The organism is Bacillus sp. DX4.1 (assembly GCF_030348195.1).
GTDB lineage: Bacteria > Bacillota > Bacilli > Bacillales > Bacillaceae_G > Bacillus_A.
This window is the reverse complement of sequence record NZ_JAUCFT010000008.1, coordinates 4419774-4433820: the sequence shown is the minus strand read 5'-3', so window position 1 is coordinate 4433820 and position 14047 is coordinate 4419774. Positions and strand designations below refer to the sequence as shown.

The following is a 14047-nucleotide window of genomic DNA, read 5'->3' as shown; positions in this document are numbered from 1 at the left end:
ATTTTTCGACATATAGCCGCGGCTATGGATAACAAAAAGTGACTTGCACTCGTTTTCTCTCTTTGTTTTCACTATGTCTGGGCAGGAAAAGGATCTGACCGCTTCTATGCAAGGCCGGATGCTCTTTCCCACCTAAAAAGAAGGGTTTTATGTCGGTTTTTTAATTTGTATTTATATAGAAAAAAACAAGAGCAATTGCTCTTGTTTTTCTTTTTAACCGTTATGGTATTTGTACATCCAAAGAATCCCTGATTTTAATAGACGAGGTACACGTCCCATTAAGGGTTGATTTGCTAATAATCCGAAACCATGTTTTTTACCGAGAGAACCGAGAACCCCTTTTAATTTAATAACGGGTAGTTCATCTGGAAGTGGTTCATTATTCCATCGTTTTAATAATATTTGGACAATTTGCTCACCTTGTCCCTCGGCAAGTTGAGCGGAAGGTGCATGTGGTAAGGCTGCACAATCGCCTAGAACATATACATGTTCATTTTTCGGAATATTGTGATATTTCGTTAATATAACCCGTCCACTACTATCGTGCTCAACCGGAAGGTTTCGAACGACTTCATTTGCTTGAATACCAGCTGTCCATACAATTGCATCACATTCAAGTGGTTCACCATGATTGTATACAACATTTGGTTCTACTTTCGTAATGTTAGAGTTTCGAATAATAGTAACATTATGTTTAACGAACCATTCTTCTACGTATCTACTTAACTTCTCAGGGAATGGGAATAAAATGCGATCCTTTCGATCGAATAAGTAGATCTTTAAATCTGAACGACTTTCGCGAAGTTCACTTGCAACTTCGACACCGCTTAAACCAGCACCGACAACAGCAACTGTTGCATTTGGTTCTAAGCCATTTAATTGTTGGTATGTTTTACGAACTTGCTCAATGGATTGAAGACTATGCGTATATTCTTTTGCCCCAGGAACATTATGATATTTATCTTCACAGCCAAGCCCGATAATTAAGTCATCATACTGGACAACTTCACCGCCATCAAGATGAACGGCTTTGTTTTCGAGGTCAACATTCGTTATTGTGCCGTATTGAATGTTGAGACGCGGATGTTCTGGAAATGGAATACGAATATGCGTTTCCGAGATCGTACCCGCAACTAATGCATAATATTCTGTTTTAAAACAGTGATACGGTACTTTGTCGATTAATGTTACTTGAACATCATCTGGAAGTTGATTGTTTGGAAGAAGCCGCTGCAGAATTCTCATTCCACCGTAGCCACCACCGAGTAGTACGAGGTGCTTCATGATGGATTACCCCTTTTCTGTTGAAATATCCCCTAATCACACAATTATATATTAAAAAAATATTTTGACTTTACTCATTCAAATTATATCGAATTTGTGAACAAATAACAATGCATGAATGCATACTCTGTTGTACAATAAGAAGAAAAGTAGAAGCGGCTCGTTCAGAATGTAAGGAAGAAGCGAAGCCACGAATATTCTACACGCTATAGTTACTATATCAACAAGAAATAGCCTTAGGCTTACTATTATAGAACATTTTTTTATAGAGACAGGGGGGAGAGGTTTGATTAAGCCATTAATCGAATTTTGTGTGGGGAACCTTGCGAGTGGTTCGCAAGCAGCACTAGAAAAATTAGAAAAAGATCCGAATTTAGATGTCATGGAGTATGGTTGTCTAGGGTATTGTGGCATTTGTTTTGAAGGGCCATTTGCACTTGTAAACGGAGAAGTAGTACAAGGTGCAACAGTAGAAGAACTTGTAAAAAACGTATATAACTACTTAGATGAAAATCCCATGTTTTAAGGCGTTGCAAATGAGCAACGTCTTTTTTATTCCGTCGAAACTTGTGTTTCTAATGATTGTTTCCTCAGAGTAGAATTCCCCTTGGAGGAAATGCTAACACAGAATTTGAATCTTTGAGGTGAGTGGGGGTTACTGTCCATTAGTGCGGAGTAAAATAAAAAAGGCCCTTTTTTATAGAAGGGCTTTTTTCTTACACAAATTGTGCAAAGACGGCGAATAGTTAGGAGCCGTCAAATATGGGAATCGGGACATTCTTATTGTGTTCCAAAAGCATGCATTTTATACTTAAAACAACAAATTTTTTTTGGAGTGAGCCGAGATGAAACAATTTTCTTTTACAAAAATGCATGGACTTGGGAATAATTATATATATGTAAATATGTTTGAGGAACAAATTGCAGAGGAAGAACTATCTTGCGTTGCTGAAAAAGTTTCGAATATCAATACAGGGATGGGGTCAGATGGCATGATTTTAATTTGTCCATCAGAAGTAGCACCTGTGAAAATGCGTATGTTTAATAAAGATGGTTCAGAAGGAAAAAGTTGCGGGAATGGACTGCGCTGTGTTGCCAAATATGCTTATGAACATAAGTTAGTAGAAGAGACTGTTTTTACAATTGAAACATTAGCTGGTATTGTAACAGCAGAGGTGACAGTGGAAGATGATGTTGTTACTTTAGTTACAATTGATATGGGAGCACCACGTTTAACGCGTGCGGATCTACCGATGCTTGGAAAAGGAGAGACACCATTTATTCGTGAAGACTTTCTATATAGTAATCATCGCTATATATTTACAGCTGTTTCAATGGGGAATCCACATGCGGTTATTTTTGTTGATGACATTGAAGAAGCACCGCTTACAACGTTGGGTCCAGTACTAGAGACACATGAAATGTTCCCAGAAAGCGTAAATGTAGAGTTTATTGAGATTGTAAACAATTATGAAATGAATTTTCGTGTATGGGAACGTGGATCAGGTATTACACAAGCGTGCGGAACTGGAGCATGTGCTGCAGTTGTAGCGGCAGTTTTAAATGGAAAAATGAAACGAGAAGAAGAAATTACGGTTCATTTAGCAGGTGGAGATCTAATGATCACGTGGACGGAAGAAGGATCAGTTATGATGAAAGGTCCAGCGGAAGTCATTTGCCACGGAGTATATCAGTACAAGATAGAAGAGTAAAGATGTATAATAGAACGCGAGAAGAAAGGAAGGTGAATTCTATGATTAATGTAACAGAGCAAGCGGCATATCAAATTAAAGATATGTTAAAAGATGCCGAAGATGGAGAGAAATACGTTCGTCTTGCTGTGCATGGCGGTGGATGTAGCGGTCTTTCTTACGGTTTAGGATTTGAAAGAGAACCAAATGAAGACGACACAGTTCTTGAGTTTTTCGGTGTTGAATTTGTTATTGATAAAGAAAGTGCTCCGATTGTAAAAGGAGTAAATATTGATTATAAGCAGTCAATGCTTGGCGGCGGGTTTACGATTGATAACCCGAACGCTATCGCATCATGCGGTTGCGGATCATCTTTCCGTACAGCATCAAATGCTGGTAAGCCAGAAGAGTGCTAAAAAATAGCCTTCTCACAATAAAGTGAGGAGGCTATTTTTGTTTTCTTACAAAAGTGTAATGTTCATGTCATGTTTTTGAATTTCTCCTAAGAACAAACGACATTATGATAATAGCATGATAAAAAACACATGAGGTGAATGACATGAAACGATATATTGCACTTTTTAGTATTTTAGTCGTATTTGCAACGATGTTAGCAGGTTGTAACTTGAACCGTATGGGGAAAGATTCATATTATGTTCAGATTACAGTTGATGGGAAAGAGAAAAAAGGGAAAGCGGATAATGGTGAACCATATACAAATTATGAATATAAGACATCAGGGTTTGATGAAGATGGTAAAGAAAAAACAATGGAATTTAATGCTAATAAAAATCTTCGCAAAGAAGCATTTTTATGCGTATACTACTCTGATAAAAAAGGTGTAACATCTTGGGAAGAAGTAAAGAAAGAGGATATCCCAGCAAAAGTGAAAGAAAAATTAGGTGTGAAATAAACAATAAGCTTGCTCTATAAGTAGAGCAAGCTTATTGTTTTGCAAAATCTTCTTCTGAAATAACGGTAAAACCATGGCGCTTAAATAAGGAAGTTGTAACGCCGTATCCGACTTGCTTCTGTCCATTAAATTCTCCTGTATAAATTGTAGAACTACCACATGATGGACTGCGTTCTTTTAAAATAATATATTCTGGATTTAAATGTTTAATTTGTTTTAATGCTTCATAAGCCCCTTGTACGAAAGCTTCTGTTACATCATTTCCGTTTTTATCCATTACCTTTGCTTTTCCATCTAAGACATCGTCGCCATTACCACCAACAATTTCTGCTGATGGACGCGGTGTAGGTAATCCTCCCAACACTTCTGGACAGATAAGAACTGTTTCTTCTTCCTGCAAGAGTTTTTCAATTTTGGCAATGAGATTATCATTTCCGTCGTATCGACATGCGATGCCGGCTAAACAGGCACTAACTACAATCATATATTCTCCTCCTAGTAGAAAAGCACTCATATAGAGTGCTTTTAATCAAACTTCCGTACAACCGGAATACGAATTGCAATAAATAATACGAATAGAATTACGGCAATGGCTCCGCTTCTCATAATCGTAACAATGGGAACGCCTGCTGCTAGTGTAAGTGATGTCATAGCGTAAGATAGTGGGATAAAGCCCATCGATGATAGCATGAGTAAGCTCATGACACGTCCCATCATTTCTTCTTTTACAGTAGATTGAATCATTGCCATTAATGGAACGATTGCCATAGCAATTGTAATGCCATAAAAGCAACCTGCAAGAATTGCTTGCAAAAGTGTTGTGCTGAAGTTGATGGTTAGGAAGAAGACACCTGATAATAGCATCATGATGATGCAAAATAAACCGCGTCTTCGATTAATATTTCGGAGCCCCACAATTACGGCTCCAATCGCCATTCCGCCCCCAACAGCTGCTTCTAAGTAGCTAAATTGTAGAGAGTCGCCGTGCAATACGTTTTTCACAAACAGTGGAAAACCAACTTGCATCGGACCAATTAAAAATAGATTTAAAAATGCACTGCAAATAAGAAACGTTGATAAGAATGGAGATTCTTTTACATAAACAATACCTTCTTTAATAGAGGTAAACATCCCTTTGTTTTCGTTCGTTTCTTCTTGTTGTACACTCGCATGGATTTTTTGGACAAGTATGGCGGCGATTAGTAATAGAAGAATTGCAATTGTAAAGATCGTCTCATAGTTACTAAATTTGATAAGAATTCCACCAAGTACAGGGCCTAGAATAACCGATGCTTGATTTGTCATTTGCGTGAGTGAATTTGCCTGTGTCAGGCGATGCTTATCAACGAGCTCTGGTAAAATGGATCCGTCTGCTGACCAGAAAAAAGCATCGGCTAATCCGAAAAATAAAGCAAATAGAGCAAATGTGTATAACGTAACGTGACCGACAATAAACCAAATAAGGATGACGGTTACTAGAAGGGCACGTACAATATTGGAGTAAAACATAATATTCTTTTTCGGGAATTTGTCTGCCATAGCACCGCCAATAATCATAAAGATAAGGCGTGGGACGCTAAGTGCGACAAAGACAATGCCGAGTGAAGCTTCTAGATTTAATGTTTTTGCTATGTACCATGTTTGGGAAAATGTGAAAAAGGCTAAAGCAAAGCTTGAAAATAGAGTAGCTGCCCAGAGAAATAGGAAGTTTGTATTTTTTAACAAAGGTGTTCCGCTTTCTGCTGGAGCAGGTTTGTTTTGTTGTAATTCCTCCATATTGCTTCCTTTCTATGTACCAATTTTGAATGGATTAAAATCCTCTTAACACTCGTTGTATACAGTTTCTAATATTTCTATACTGTACTTTTTAATTGTAGACAATAATAGCACATTTGCCCAGTAGATTTTTAAGGGCAAAAAAATAAGAAGATGCGGAAAGCACCTTCTTATTATATGAATTAAGCCAATGCAATATAAATATCAACTTGCGCATCGTTTGGATCGATAGCTCGTTCATCATACAGCTCAAAATCTGTTGTGAAAGCACGTTTGTTTTCTTTCGACCAGTTCCAAATGTCTTGCCATGCTTCTATAATGACTTCGGATACTGGACCTTTGCGCGTTGTAAATACCGCATATGTACCAGCAGGTATTGTAAGGGATGTCATATTTTCAGGAATTGTGTTTAGTGATGAAACGGACATACCGATTGTATAAGCGTAAGCCCCTGTTTCATCGGATTCATAATTTGAATATAATGCTAGTGTTTCGTTTTGTTTACTTTTGTTAGGAATTTGATCTGTTATTTGGTCTTGGCAGTAGTGGATCCATAGTTGAGGGATCTTTCCTTCATTGGACATTTCAATGTCATTTTTTGTTGTAACGGAAATGCCGATGGCTTGGAAAGCTTCTTTTTTTACAATCTTTGGTTGAATCATTTTTATATTCCTCCCTTTCACTAAAAAAGAACAAATGTTCTGTTTTTAGTGTACCATAATTATACAGATAAAAGGAAGAGATTGTTTATTAATTTAGAATAAATGTTAGGGTGACAAGAAATAGAGTGCAAAGGAGGATGCAAATACTTCTTATTTTTGTTGTAGGTTAAAAGGAACATATACCGAACAGGTGAATATAGAACAGCATCAATTTGAGGTGAAACTTACTGTTACAAAGAAGAATCAATCATTTGCAAAGACATTAAAAGAAATTGCACACTTCTCCAGGAAATATGAAAATGACCATGTTGAAGTAAAAGAAATTGTGAAATCAGGGAATGTAAAGAAAAAGGAGAATTATTTAATCCTCCTTGCTATTTCTAGAGATTTAGATAATCTTGGTGAGGAGCTACTGTATTAAAACGGACTCTTTCGCAAATGTGAACTATATTCTGTAAAATAGTCTAATAAAAGAATCTTTTTTAACCCAACAATCTGGGGGAACGGTTGGAATTTGAAGAGGGCTTATCTACAGTTTGACGTTGAAAGAAGATACATTGTAAAAATTATAACTCTTGCAAAAAACGAATGAACTTCTTCAAACTGTGTGTGTTCTGTTTTTTACGCTTAATAACAAAATTTATCTCGATTCTTTCGGATAATTCCTGATAATGAATTGTTTTTGTCTTTGTTCGGCTATATATAATATCTGCCGGGATTACGCTAATACCAAGTCCATCATTAACAGCCTGCAGAATAGATTCAAGGGAATCAAATTCCATTATATTTGGCTGATCAAGGTTACTTGTATGAAACAAATCTAGTAGCTTATTTTGATATATACAACTTGGATTACTATTCACAATTAAAGTCCGATTATGCTGCGTTTCAAGTTGAGCTGTTTTTGGCGAAACGAGCACGATATTTTCAAAATAACTATAAACAACTTCGAACTGTAAATCATTATAGGAACCGTTTAGAAAAATCCCATCAACTTCTCCATAAGAAAGCATTTCTTGCAACCTGAGATTTTCACTTGTTTTTATTTTCACATCAATATTTTTATGTGACTTCAAAAAAGAAGAGAGTAGCTTAGGAACTTTAACAGCAGAAATTGTTTGAGATGCTCCAATTGTTAAAGATTCTCTCCACTTCTTAGGGTTTATTTCTGATTTAGCTTTATCCATTAAAAGCATAATTTGATTTGTATAATCTAATAAGACTTTTCCTTGCTCAGTTAACGTTACTCCTCTGTTATTACGCTTCAATAATTTGACGCCTAGTTCATCTTCTAAATTTTTTATTCGCTGGCTTATATTAGGTTGTACATATCCTAATTTTTCGGCAGCTCTAGATATCGATTGTAGTTCTGCAACATGTTTAAAAATCCACAAGTCATGACTGTCCAAAAATAAATCCCTCCACTGATATCATTTAAAATGATATCGGCCTCATTATTCAGTATTATACTCCTCAAATGAACGAAGATACAATGGAATCAAATCAGATAAGGTGAGGAGAGTTTAAAATGGATGTAAAAGATAAAGTAGTAATTATAACAGGTGGTGGTACTGGTATCGGAAAGGCTGTGGCTTTGAAATTAGCAGATGCAGGAGCAAAAGTTATTATTAATTATAGCCGTTCAGAAAAAGAAGCGTTAGAAACTGTTAATGAAATTAAACAGCGAGGAGGTACAGCACGCGCTATTAAGGCAAATGTAGCAAAAGAAGAAGAAGTGAAGGCGATGGTATTTCAAACTATCCAATTCTTTGGGACAGTAGATTGTTTAGTGAACAATGCTAGTATAACAGCCCAAATACCTATGGATGACTTAGATTCTGTAACAGATCAAGTGTGGGATTCCCTTTTCAATGTAAACGTAAAAGGGATGTTTCATTGTGTAAAAGCTGTTGTTCCTTATATGAAGAAACAAAAATCCGGTGCGATCGTGAATATGGGGAGCGTTGCCGGGATAACTGGATTAGGTTCATCTATACCGTATGCAGCAACAAAGTCCGCCATTCATACAATGACAAAATCGTTGGCAATTGCATTAGCACCGGATATCAGAGTAAATAGTATTTCTCCTGGTGCAGTTCATACGAAATGGTGGTCAGGTAATGAAGATAAGATGTATCAACTTGCGGGAAGCTTACCACTTAACAGAATTTCAACACCGGACGATATTGCAGAAGCTATCCTGTTTCAATTGACTCAGGAATCTATTACCGGACAGGTATTTACAATTGATAATGGACAGACGCTTTAAGATTATAGCGTATTATATATGGCATAATGCACGTAATAACGATTTTTATCTATAGAATGAAAAAGACGCAATTTCTGTTGTGGAAATTGCGTCTTTTCTATCATATTTATAAATTAAAACATGCTAGAACTATGCATTGGTTGAAGCTTTGCATTTGGATCGAAGTAAGCTTTTGCATTGTTTACTGCTGTTGGTGCTTCACCGAAGCCACATGCAATCAGCTTTACCTTTCCTTCATATGTACAAATGTCACCAGCTGCATAAATACCAGGGATGTTCGTTTCCATTTTAGAGTTTACAACGATGCTGTTCTTTTGAATGTCTAAGCCCCAGTTTTTAATTGGACCGAGAGAAGAGACGAAACCGTAGTTAACGATGACATCATCAACGTCAATAACAACTTTTTCTTCTGTTTTCACATGTTGCAGAACAACTTGTTCAATTTTGTCTTCGCCAATTAATTCAACTGGAACGTAAGGTGTTTTTACGTCTGCACGAGAGTTCATTAAGTTTTCTACACTATGCTCATGTGCACGGAATTTATCACGTCGATGAACGATTGTTACTTGTTCAGCGATTGGCTCTAACATCATTGTCCAGTCCACTGCAGAGTCACCACCGCCAAATACAACAACGCGTTTGCCAGCAAATTTATTCATATCTTCAACGAAGTAGTGTAAGTTTTTCTTTTCGAATTTTTCTACGTCATCTAATTCTAAACGGCGTGGCTGGAATGCACCGTTACCAGCTGTAATAATGACAGACTTAGAATAGTGTGTATCTTTATTTGTTACAAGTTTAAATACGCCATCAGCTTGCTTTTCAAGTGTATCAACTGCTTCTTCTAAGCAAACTGTTGGTTCAAACTTTTTCATTTGTTCTTTCAAATTATCAACAAGCTCTTGCGCACGTACTTTCGGGAATCCTGCAACGTCATAAATATATTTTTCAGGGTATAGCGCGGACAATTGTCCTCCCAGCTGTGGTAAGCTTTCGATAATTTTTACACTTGCTTGTCTCATTCCGCCATAAAATGCTGTGAATAGTCCCGTTGGACCGCCACCGATAATCGTGATGTCATACACTTTTTGATTTTCTGCCACTATTTATGCCCCCTATAGATGGAATTTTGATATTGATTCCATATACTTTTTATATGTATACGGAAATCCTGCAAATGAGATTGCACTTTAAAATAAATGATATCATATTTCAATTGAGAATACTTCAGAAAACGACTGAATTGTGTGTAAGCTTTTGCATAGAGAGACTAGAAATGTATAAAATATAACAATAGGAAAATACATGAAAAAAAGGCTTAAAAATCCTTGAAAACGCTATGTTATTTTAAAATATCGATAATTCTCTAGATGCTTGAATTATGAAATGAAACCGACTAATATAGGAAAGTATTATGTTAATTTTTTATGACAAATTTCGTACGATTTTTTGAATACGTTTTGTTATTGTTAAGAATGTGAGGAATTCCACATTCTTGACAATTTAAGTGTTTAGCACTTTGTTCTTATTTTTAGTTACTATTATATAAAGAAAAGGGTTGTGATTTGGTGAAGACTCCAAAAATCGTAGTTTTAGGTGCAGGTTATGGCGGGATGATTACGACTGTTCGTCTGCAAAAAACATTATCTGTAAGTGAGGCTGAAATTACGTTAGTAAACAATAACAGCTATCACTACCAAGCAACTTGGTTACATGAAAGTGCAGCTGGCACATTACATCATGATAAAATCCGTCTAGATATTCAAGACGTTATTGATACAAATAAAGTAAACTTTGTACAAGATACAGTTGTAGAAATTAAAGCAGCTGAAAAACGCATTATCTTAAACAATGGTGAATTAGAGTATGATTACTTAGTAATCGGTCTTGGTTTCGAATCTGAAACATTTGGTATTAAAGGATTGAAAGAGCATGCATTCTCTATCACTAACATTAATGCAACACGTCAAATTCGTGATCATATGGAATACAAGTTCTCTCAATATGCGACTGAAAAACGTGATGAGTTAGTTACAATTATTGTTGGTGGCGCAGGCTTTACAGGTATTGAGTATGTAGGTGAGCTTGCAAACCGTATTCCTGAACTTTGTAAAGAGTATGATGTTCCACGTGAAAAAGCACGTATCATTTGTGTAGAAGCTGCTCCAACAGCACTTCCTGGTTTCGATCCAGAATTAGTTGAGTACGCTGTAAAACAGTTGGAGAAAAAAGGTGTAGAATTCCGCATCGGTACAGCAATTAAAGAAGCAACTGAAGAAGGTATCATGGTTGCAAATGGTGACGATGTTGAATTACTTAAATCTGAAACTGTTGTTTGGGCGGCAGGTGTTCGTGGTAATGGTATTGTGGAAGAGTCCGGTTTTGAAGCAATGCGCGGACGTATTAAAGTTGATGAGTTCATGCGTGCTCCAGGTCATGAAGATGTATTCATGGTTGGTGATGCTGCATTAATCATTAACGAAGAAACTAATCGTCCATACCCACCAACAGCACAAATTGCAATTCAAGAAGGTTACAACATTGCACATAACCTAGCTGTTTTAATTCGTGATAAAGGCGAAATGCAAAAATTTGCATTCGACAACAAAGGTTCTGTATGTTCATTAGGGCATGACGATGCAATGGGCGTTGTTATGGGTAAAAAGTTAACGGGTTGGAAAGCTTCTTTCATGAAGAAAGTAATTGATAACCGTTACCTATTCTTACTTGGTGGGCCTTTATTAGTTATTAAAAAAGGTAAATTGAAATTCTTTTAATATATAAATATAAATGAAAAAACCTTTCTTTTTTGATGGAAGAGAGCATCCAGCCATGTGTAGAAGCGGTCAGGGCCTTTTCCTACCCCATGCCATGTTAAAACAAAGGGAGTAAACGAGTGGAGATCCACTTTTGTTTTCACAGCCGTGTTTTATATGTTGGAAAATCAAAAGAGGTATATAGTAGAAAAAAAAGCAGAAACGGCTATGAGTCGTTTCTGCTTTTTTCGTGTAGTACAAGTTTTTCTTAAACTTCTATTTCATCGTACATTTAGTGTATAAGTAGAAGTTCTTTTTGAGCGAAAAGCAACAAAAAACCAAATTACATTTGTGATGGATACTGCTGCGCAAAGAATGATGACTCCTAAGAAAGAGGAGGCGTTATAGTCACTTACGCGTATTACAATAAATACGATTGCAAGTATCACGAGATGTATGAATAGCCCCATACCGCAAAGAAAAGCCATGATGAATCGCATTGCCTTTATTCCTCCTATATAAAGAAGTAGAGGTACGATATAAAATAGTAAAATCATGCCGATTGATTTCCACATGCCTAAAGAGTTAAATTTATTTGCATTAGGTCCTAAATCAGCAAGTGGTGAAAGTGAAGTGGCAATTAAGAAAGAGCAGAAGAGTAATGCGGAAACTAATGCTATAAATACAATACTGGATTTTTTTGATTGATTTCTCATTTTACTTTTTACTCCTTTCGCAATAAATAGGTATGATGTAATATTCAAGGAAGAATTTTGAAGTAATTCGAGACCTTTCTACAGATAATTAATACCCTATATTCACATTATATCAAATATATGGAAATTTATAAATGAGGTAGAAGAGTAGAAAAAAATGTAGTAACTAAGGAACAAGGAAGATTATATTATTCTCACTGAAAAATATAGTATAATATATAAAAAAGAATGAATATTCTGTTCGTTTGTTCGGGAGGGGTTGCAGCATGGGGAAACGTGGGAATGTTTGGTTAGCTGTAAGTGGACTTGTAGCCACGAAAGATGGCAGATGGCTTTTCGTAAAGAAAAAATATGGCGGGTTAAAAGGGAAGTGGTCATTGCCAGCCGGTTTTGTTAATGAAGGCGAAACGATTGATGAAGCCATCAAACGTGAAATTTTAGAAGAGACAGGCGTTGTGACGAGTGTAAAAGGTGTTATAGGCATTCGGTCGGGTGTCATTCGAGATGAAATTAGTGATAACATGATCATCTTTTTACTGGAGCCTGAAGGAGAAGAAATTATTGTTCAGGAGAAAGAACTATCTGAAGTGGCATTTTTATTCCCGAAGGATATCGCATATGATGAAAGCGCTTCAGTATTAATTCGTTATTTATTAGAAGATATGTCAGCGGCTCCTCTCACAATGGACACAACATTAAATCCAGGAGACCAATTTGGATATACAGCGTATCATGTGTTTACGGCAGGAGCGAAGAAATAGAAGGTGGGGGAAAAAGATGAGCATACCGGTACTACTTATTTCAATGATGTTGTTTTTTATCCTTTTTTTTGGAATTGGTTTTTTACTAAATATGATTTTACGCGCTACGTGGGTGATGCTTGTCATTTATCCACTTGTTTGTATGTTTATCATTAATAAAGCAAGTATTTGGGACTATTTTTCACAACCGAAAGAAACATTTTCTTCATTTGGAACAAGTGTATCGCATCTTGGACAAGCGGATCTTTTTATTCTATCGACAGGATTAATTGGAGCGATTTTGTCCGGTGTCATAATAAAGAAGCTGCGCCAAAGTGGCTATCAAATGTTTTAATCTCCAGTTTACTGGAGATTTTTTTGCATATTTTCTTCTCGTATAGGGAACTACTAACGATGAAGGAGTGTGGAATGTTAAAATGTTAAAACGATATGGTATTCGCATTATGATGACTTGTTTACTTGTAGCAGCATTATGTGTGACATGGCAAGCACTGACAGGACTCTCTTTTTTAGATGCTGTACGAACATATCAAGAGAGTAAAGTGCAAGAAGTACACGCAGCGGAGATCGAAAAACAGGTTGTTCCAAGTAAAGAAGTGATAAGTGCTTTAGAGCAGGCAAACGACTGGTCTAAATATCGTGTAATGGAAGTCACAGCAACAGGTTATACGTCGGGTATGGAGTCAACGGGTAAAAACCCCGGACACCCACAGTATGGCATTACGTATTCAGGGGTGAAGGTAAAACGGGATTTATATTCCACAATCGCAGCTGATTTGCGTGTCTTTCCAATTGGAACCATTCTCTTCATACCAGGTTATGGATATGGTGTTGTAGCAGATAAGGGTGGCGCAATAAAAGGAAACCGACTTGATTTATATTATGAAAAGGTTCGGGATGTATATAGTCAATGGGGCAAGAAAAAAGTAAATGTATATGTTGTAAAGATGGGGAACGGAAAGTTAACGGAAGAACAGTTGACGATGCTCAATCAAGATGAAACCATGCAGGTGTTCCGTGGACAATATTTAAAACAGAGATAGTCTAGTGAGATTAACACTAGACTTTTTTATTTTTCATGGCCACAATATATATAAATACAAATTAAGAAACCGACATAAAACCCTTCTTTTTAGGTGGAAGAGAGCATCCAGCCATGCATAGCCGCGGTCAGATCCTTTTCCTGCCCAGACATAGTGAAAACAAAGAGAGAAAACGA

General features: G+C 36.5%; 17 protein-coding genes. 10 read left to right on the top strand and 7 right to left on the bottom strand.

Features of this window, described 5'->3' with window-relative positions; translation table 11 throughout:
* Positions 1-213: 213 nt before the first annotated feature.
* Positions 214-1284, bottom strand: coding sequence for an NAD(P)/FAD-dependent oxidoreductase (locus QUF99_RS25635; RefSeq protein ID WP_286122501.1), 1071 nt, complete (start codon positions 1282-1284; stop codon positions 214-216).
* Between the two features lie 286 nt (positions 1285-1570).
* On the opposite strand from QUF99_RS25635, the gene QUF99_RS25630 reads away from it, so the two are divergent.
* The 4 genes from QUF99_RS25630 (at position 1571) to QUF99_RS25615 (ending at position 3888) form a co-directional block, all read left to right on the top strand.
* Complete coding sequence (locus QUF99_RS25630; protein WP_289373856.1) at positions 1571-1810, top strand: YuzB family protein; 240 nt, start codon at positions 1571-1573, stop codon at positions 1808-1810.
* Between the two features lie 319 nt (positions 1811-2129).
* Positions 2130-2996, top strand: a complete 867-nt coding sequence (gene dapF / locus QUF99_RS25625) for a diaminopimelate epimerase (RefSeq protein WP_289373855.1) — start codon at positions 2130-2132, stop codon at positions 2994-2996.
* A gap of 41 nt (positions 2997-3037) precedes the next feature.
* On the top strand, positions 3038-3391 hold the full coding sequence (locus QUF99_RS25620) for a HesB/IscA family protein (RefSeq protein ID WP_000611448.1): 354 nt from the start codon (positions 3038-3040) through the stop codon (positions 3389-3391).
* 143 nt (positions 3392-3534) lie between these two features.
* Positions 3535-3888 (top strand): YxeA family protein, encoded by a 354-nt coding sequence (locus QUF99_RS25615; RefSeq protein ID WP_289373854.1) that lies wholly within the window; start codon positions 3535-3537, stop codon positions 3886-3888.
* A 31-nt stretch (positions 3889-3919) separates the two neighbouring features.
* Here QUF99_RS25615 and QUF99_RS25610 read toward each other — a convergent pair whose 3' ends face one another.
* The 3 genes from QUF99_RS25610 to QUF99_RS25600 form a co-directional block, all read right to left on the bottom strand.
* A complete protein-coding gene (locus tag QUF99_RS25610) occupies positions 3920-4372 on the bottom strand; it encodes a 2-thiouracil desulfurase family protein (protein WP_289373853.1) in 453 nt (150 codons plus the stop codon).
* A gap of 41 nt (positions 4373-4413) precedes the next feature.
* Complete coding sequence (locus QUF99_RS25605; RefSeq protein WP_289373852.1) at positions 4414-5664, bottom strand: MFS transporter; 1251 nt, start codon at positions 5662-5664, stop codon at positions 4414-4416.
* A gap of 182 nt (positions 5665-5846) precedes the next feature.
* Positions 5847-6326, bottom strand: coding sequence for a GyrI-like domain-containing protein (locus QUF99_RS25600; protein WP_289373850.1), 480 nt, complete (start codon positions 6324-6326; stop codon positions 5847-5849).
* Positions 6327-6516: 190 nt separating this feature from the next.
* Between QUF99_RS25600 and QUF99_RS25595 the strand changes: the two genes are divergently transcribed.
* Positions 6517-6747, top strand: coding sequence for a hypothetical protein (locus tag QUF99_RS25595; RefSeq protein ID WP_289373847.1), 231 nt, complete (start codon positions 6517-6519; stop codon positions 6745-6747).
* A 145-nt stretch (positions 6748-6892) separates the two neighbouring features.
* Here QUF99_RS25595 and QUF99_RS25590 read toward each other — a convergent pair whose 3' ends face one another.
* Entirely contained in the window at positions 6893-7735 is an 843-nt protein-coding gene (locus QUF99_RS25590) for a LysR family transcriptional regulator (protein ID WP_289373846.1), read from the bottom strand.
* Between the two features lie 119 nt (positions 7736-7854).
* Between QUF99_RS25590 and QUF99_RS25585 the strand changes: the two genes are divergently transcribed.
* On the top strand, positions 7855-8595 hold the full coding sequence (locus QUF99_RS25585) for an SDR family NAD(P)-dependent oxidoreductase (RefSeq protein ID WP_289373843.1): 741 nt from the start codon (positions 7855-7857) through the stop codon (positions 8593-8595).
* 113 nt (positions 8596-8708) lie between these two features.
* Here QUF99_RS25585 and QUF99_RS25580 read toward each other — a convergent pair whose 3' ends face one another.
* Entirely contained in the window at positions 8709-9698 is a 990-nt protein-coding gene (locus tag QUF99_RS25580) for an NAD(P)/FAD-dependent oxidoreductase (protein WP_289373842.1), read from the bottom strand.
* 465 nt (positions 9699-10163) lie between these two features.
* Here QUF99_RS25580 and QUF99_RS25575 point away from each other — a divergent pair, with 465 nt between their 5' ends.
* Complete coding sequence (locus QUF99_RS25575; protein ID WP_286122493.1) at positions 10164-11372, top strand: NAD(P)/FAD-dependent oxidoreductase; 1209 nt, start codon at positions 10164-10166, stop codon at positions 11370-11372.
* A gap of 260 nt (positions 11373-11632) precedes the next feature.
* On the opposite strand, the gene QUF99_RS25570 is transcribed toward QUF99_RS25575, so the two are convergent.
* Complete coding sequence (locus QUF99_RS25570; protein ID WP_289373841.1) at positions 11633-12067, bottom strand: DUF5391 family protein; 435 nt, start codon at positions 12065-12067, stop codon at positions 11633-11635.
* 266 nt (positions 12068-12333) lie between these two features.
* On the opposite strand from QUF99_RS25570, the gene QUF99_RS25565 reads away from it, so the two are divergent.
* The 3 genes from QUF99_RS25565 (at position 12334) to QUF99_RS25555 (ending at position 13871) form a co-directional block, all read left to right on the top strand.
* Positions 12334-12828: an NUDIX domain-containing protein gene (locus QUF99_RS25565; RefSeq protein WP_289373840.1), complete on the top strand. Its 495-nt coding sequence runs from the start codon at positions 12334-12336 to the stop codon at positions 12826-12828.
* 16 nt (positions 12829-12844) lie between these two features.
* Positions 12845-13162 (top strand): YuiB family protein, encoded by a 318-nt coding sequence (locus QUF99_RS25560; protein WP_289373839.1) that lies wholly within the window; start codon positions 12845-12847, stop codon positions 13160-13162.
* Positions 13163-13244: 82 nt separating this feature from the next.
* Positions 13245-13871: a 3D domain-containing protein gene (locus QUF99_RS25555; protein WP_289373838.1), complete on the top strand. Its 627-nt coding sequence runs from the start codon at positions 13245-13247 to the stop codon at positions 13869-13871.
* The last annotated feature ends 176 nt before the right edge of the window (positions 13872-14047 follow it).

What these genes read in the sequence shown, in the direction of transcription:
- QUF99_RS25635 (WP_286122501.1), bottom strand. Translation starts at nt 1,284, where the DNA reads ATGAAGCACCTCGTACTACTCGGTGGTGGCTACGGTGGAATGAGAATT.
- dapF (WP_289373855.1), top strand. Translation starts at nt 2,130, where the DNA reads ATGAAACAATTTTCTTTTACAAAAATGCATGGACTTGGGAATAATTAT.
- QUF99_RS25620 (WP_000611448.1), top strand. Translation starts at nt 3,038, where the DNA reads ATGATTAATGTAACAGAGCAAGCGGCATATCAAATTAAAGATATGTTA.
- QUF99_RS25615 (WP_289373854.1), top strand. Translation starts at nt 3,535, where the DNA reads ATGAAACGATATATTGCACTTTTTAGTATTTTAGTCGTATTTGCAACG.
- QUF99_RS25610 (WP_289373853.1), bottom strand. Translation starts at nt 4,372, where the DNA reads ATGATTGTAGTTAGTGCCTGTTTAGCCGGCATCGCATGTCGATACGAC.
- QUF99_RS25605 (WP_289373852.1), bottom strand. Translation starts at nt 5,664, where the DNA reads ATGGAGGAATTACAACAAAACAAACCTGCTCCAGCAGAAAGCGGAACA.
- QUF99_RS25600 (WP_289373850.1), bottom strand. Translation starts at nt 6,326, where the DNA reads ATGATTCAACCAAAGATTGTAAAAAAAGAAGCTTTCCAAGCCATCGGC.
- QUF99_RS25585 (WP_289373843.1), top strand. Translation starts at nt 7,855, where the DNA reads ATGGATGTAAAAGATAAAGTAGTAATTATAACAGGTGGTGGTACTGGT.
- QUF99_RS25570 (WP_289373841.1), bottom strand. Translation starts at nt 12,067, where the DNA reads ATGAGAAATCAATCAAAAAAATCCAGTATTGTATTTATAGCATTAGTT.
- QUF99_RS25565 (WP_289373840.1), top strand. Translation starts at nt 12,334, where the DNA reads ATGGGGAAACGTGGGAATGTTTGGTTAGCTGTAAGTGGACTTGTAGCC.
- QUF99_RS25560 (WP_289373839.1), top strand. Translation starts at nt 12,845, where the DNA reads ATGAGCATACCGGTACTACTTATTTCAATGATGTTGTTTTTTATCCTT.
- QUF99_RS25555 (WP_289373838.1), top strand. Translation starts at nt 13,245, where the DNA reads ATGTTAAAACGATATGGTATTCGCATTATGATGACTTGTTTACTTGTA.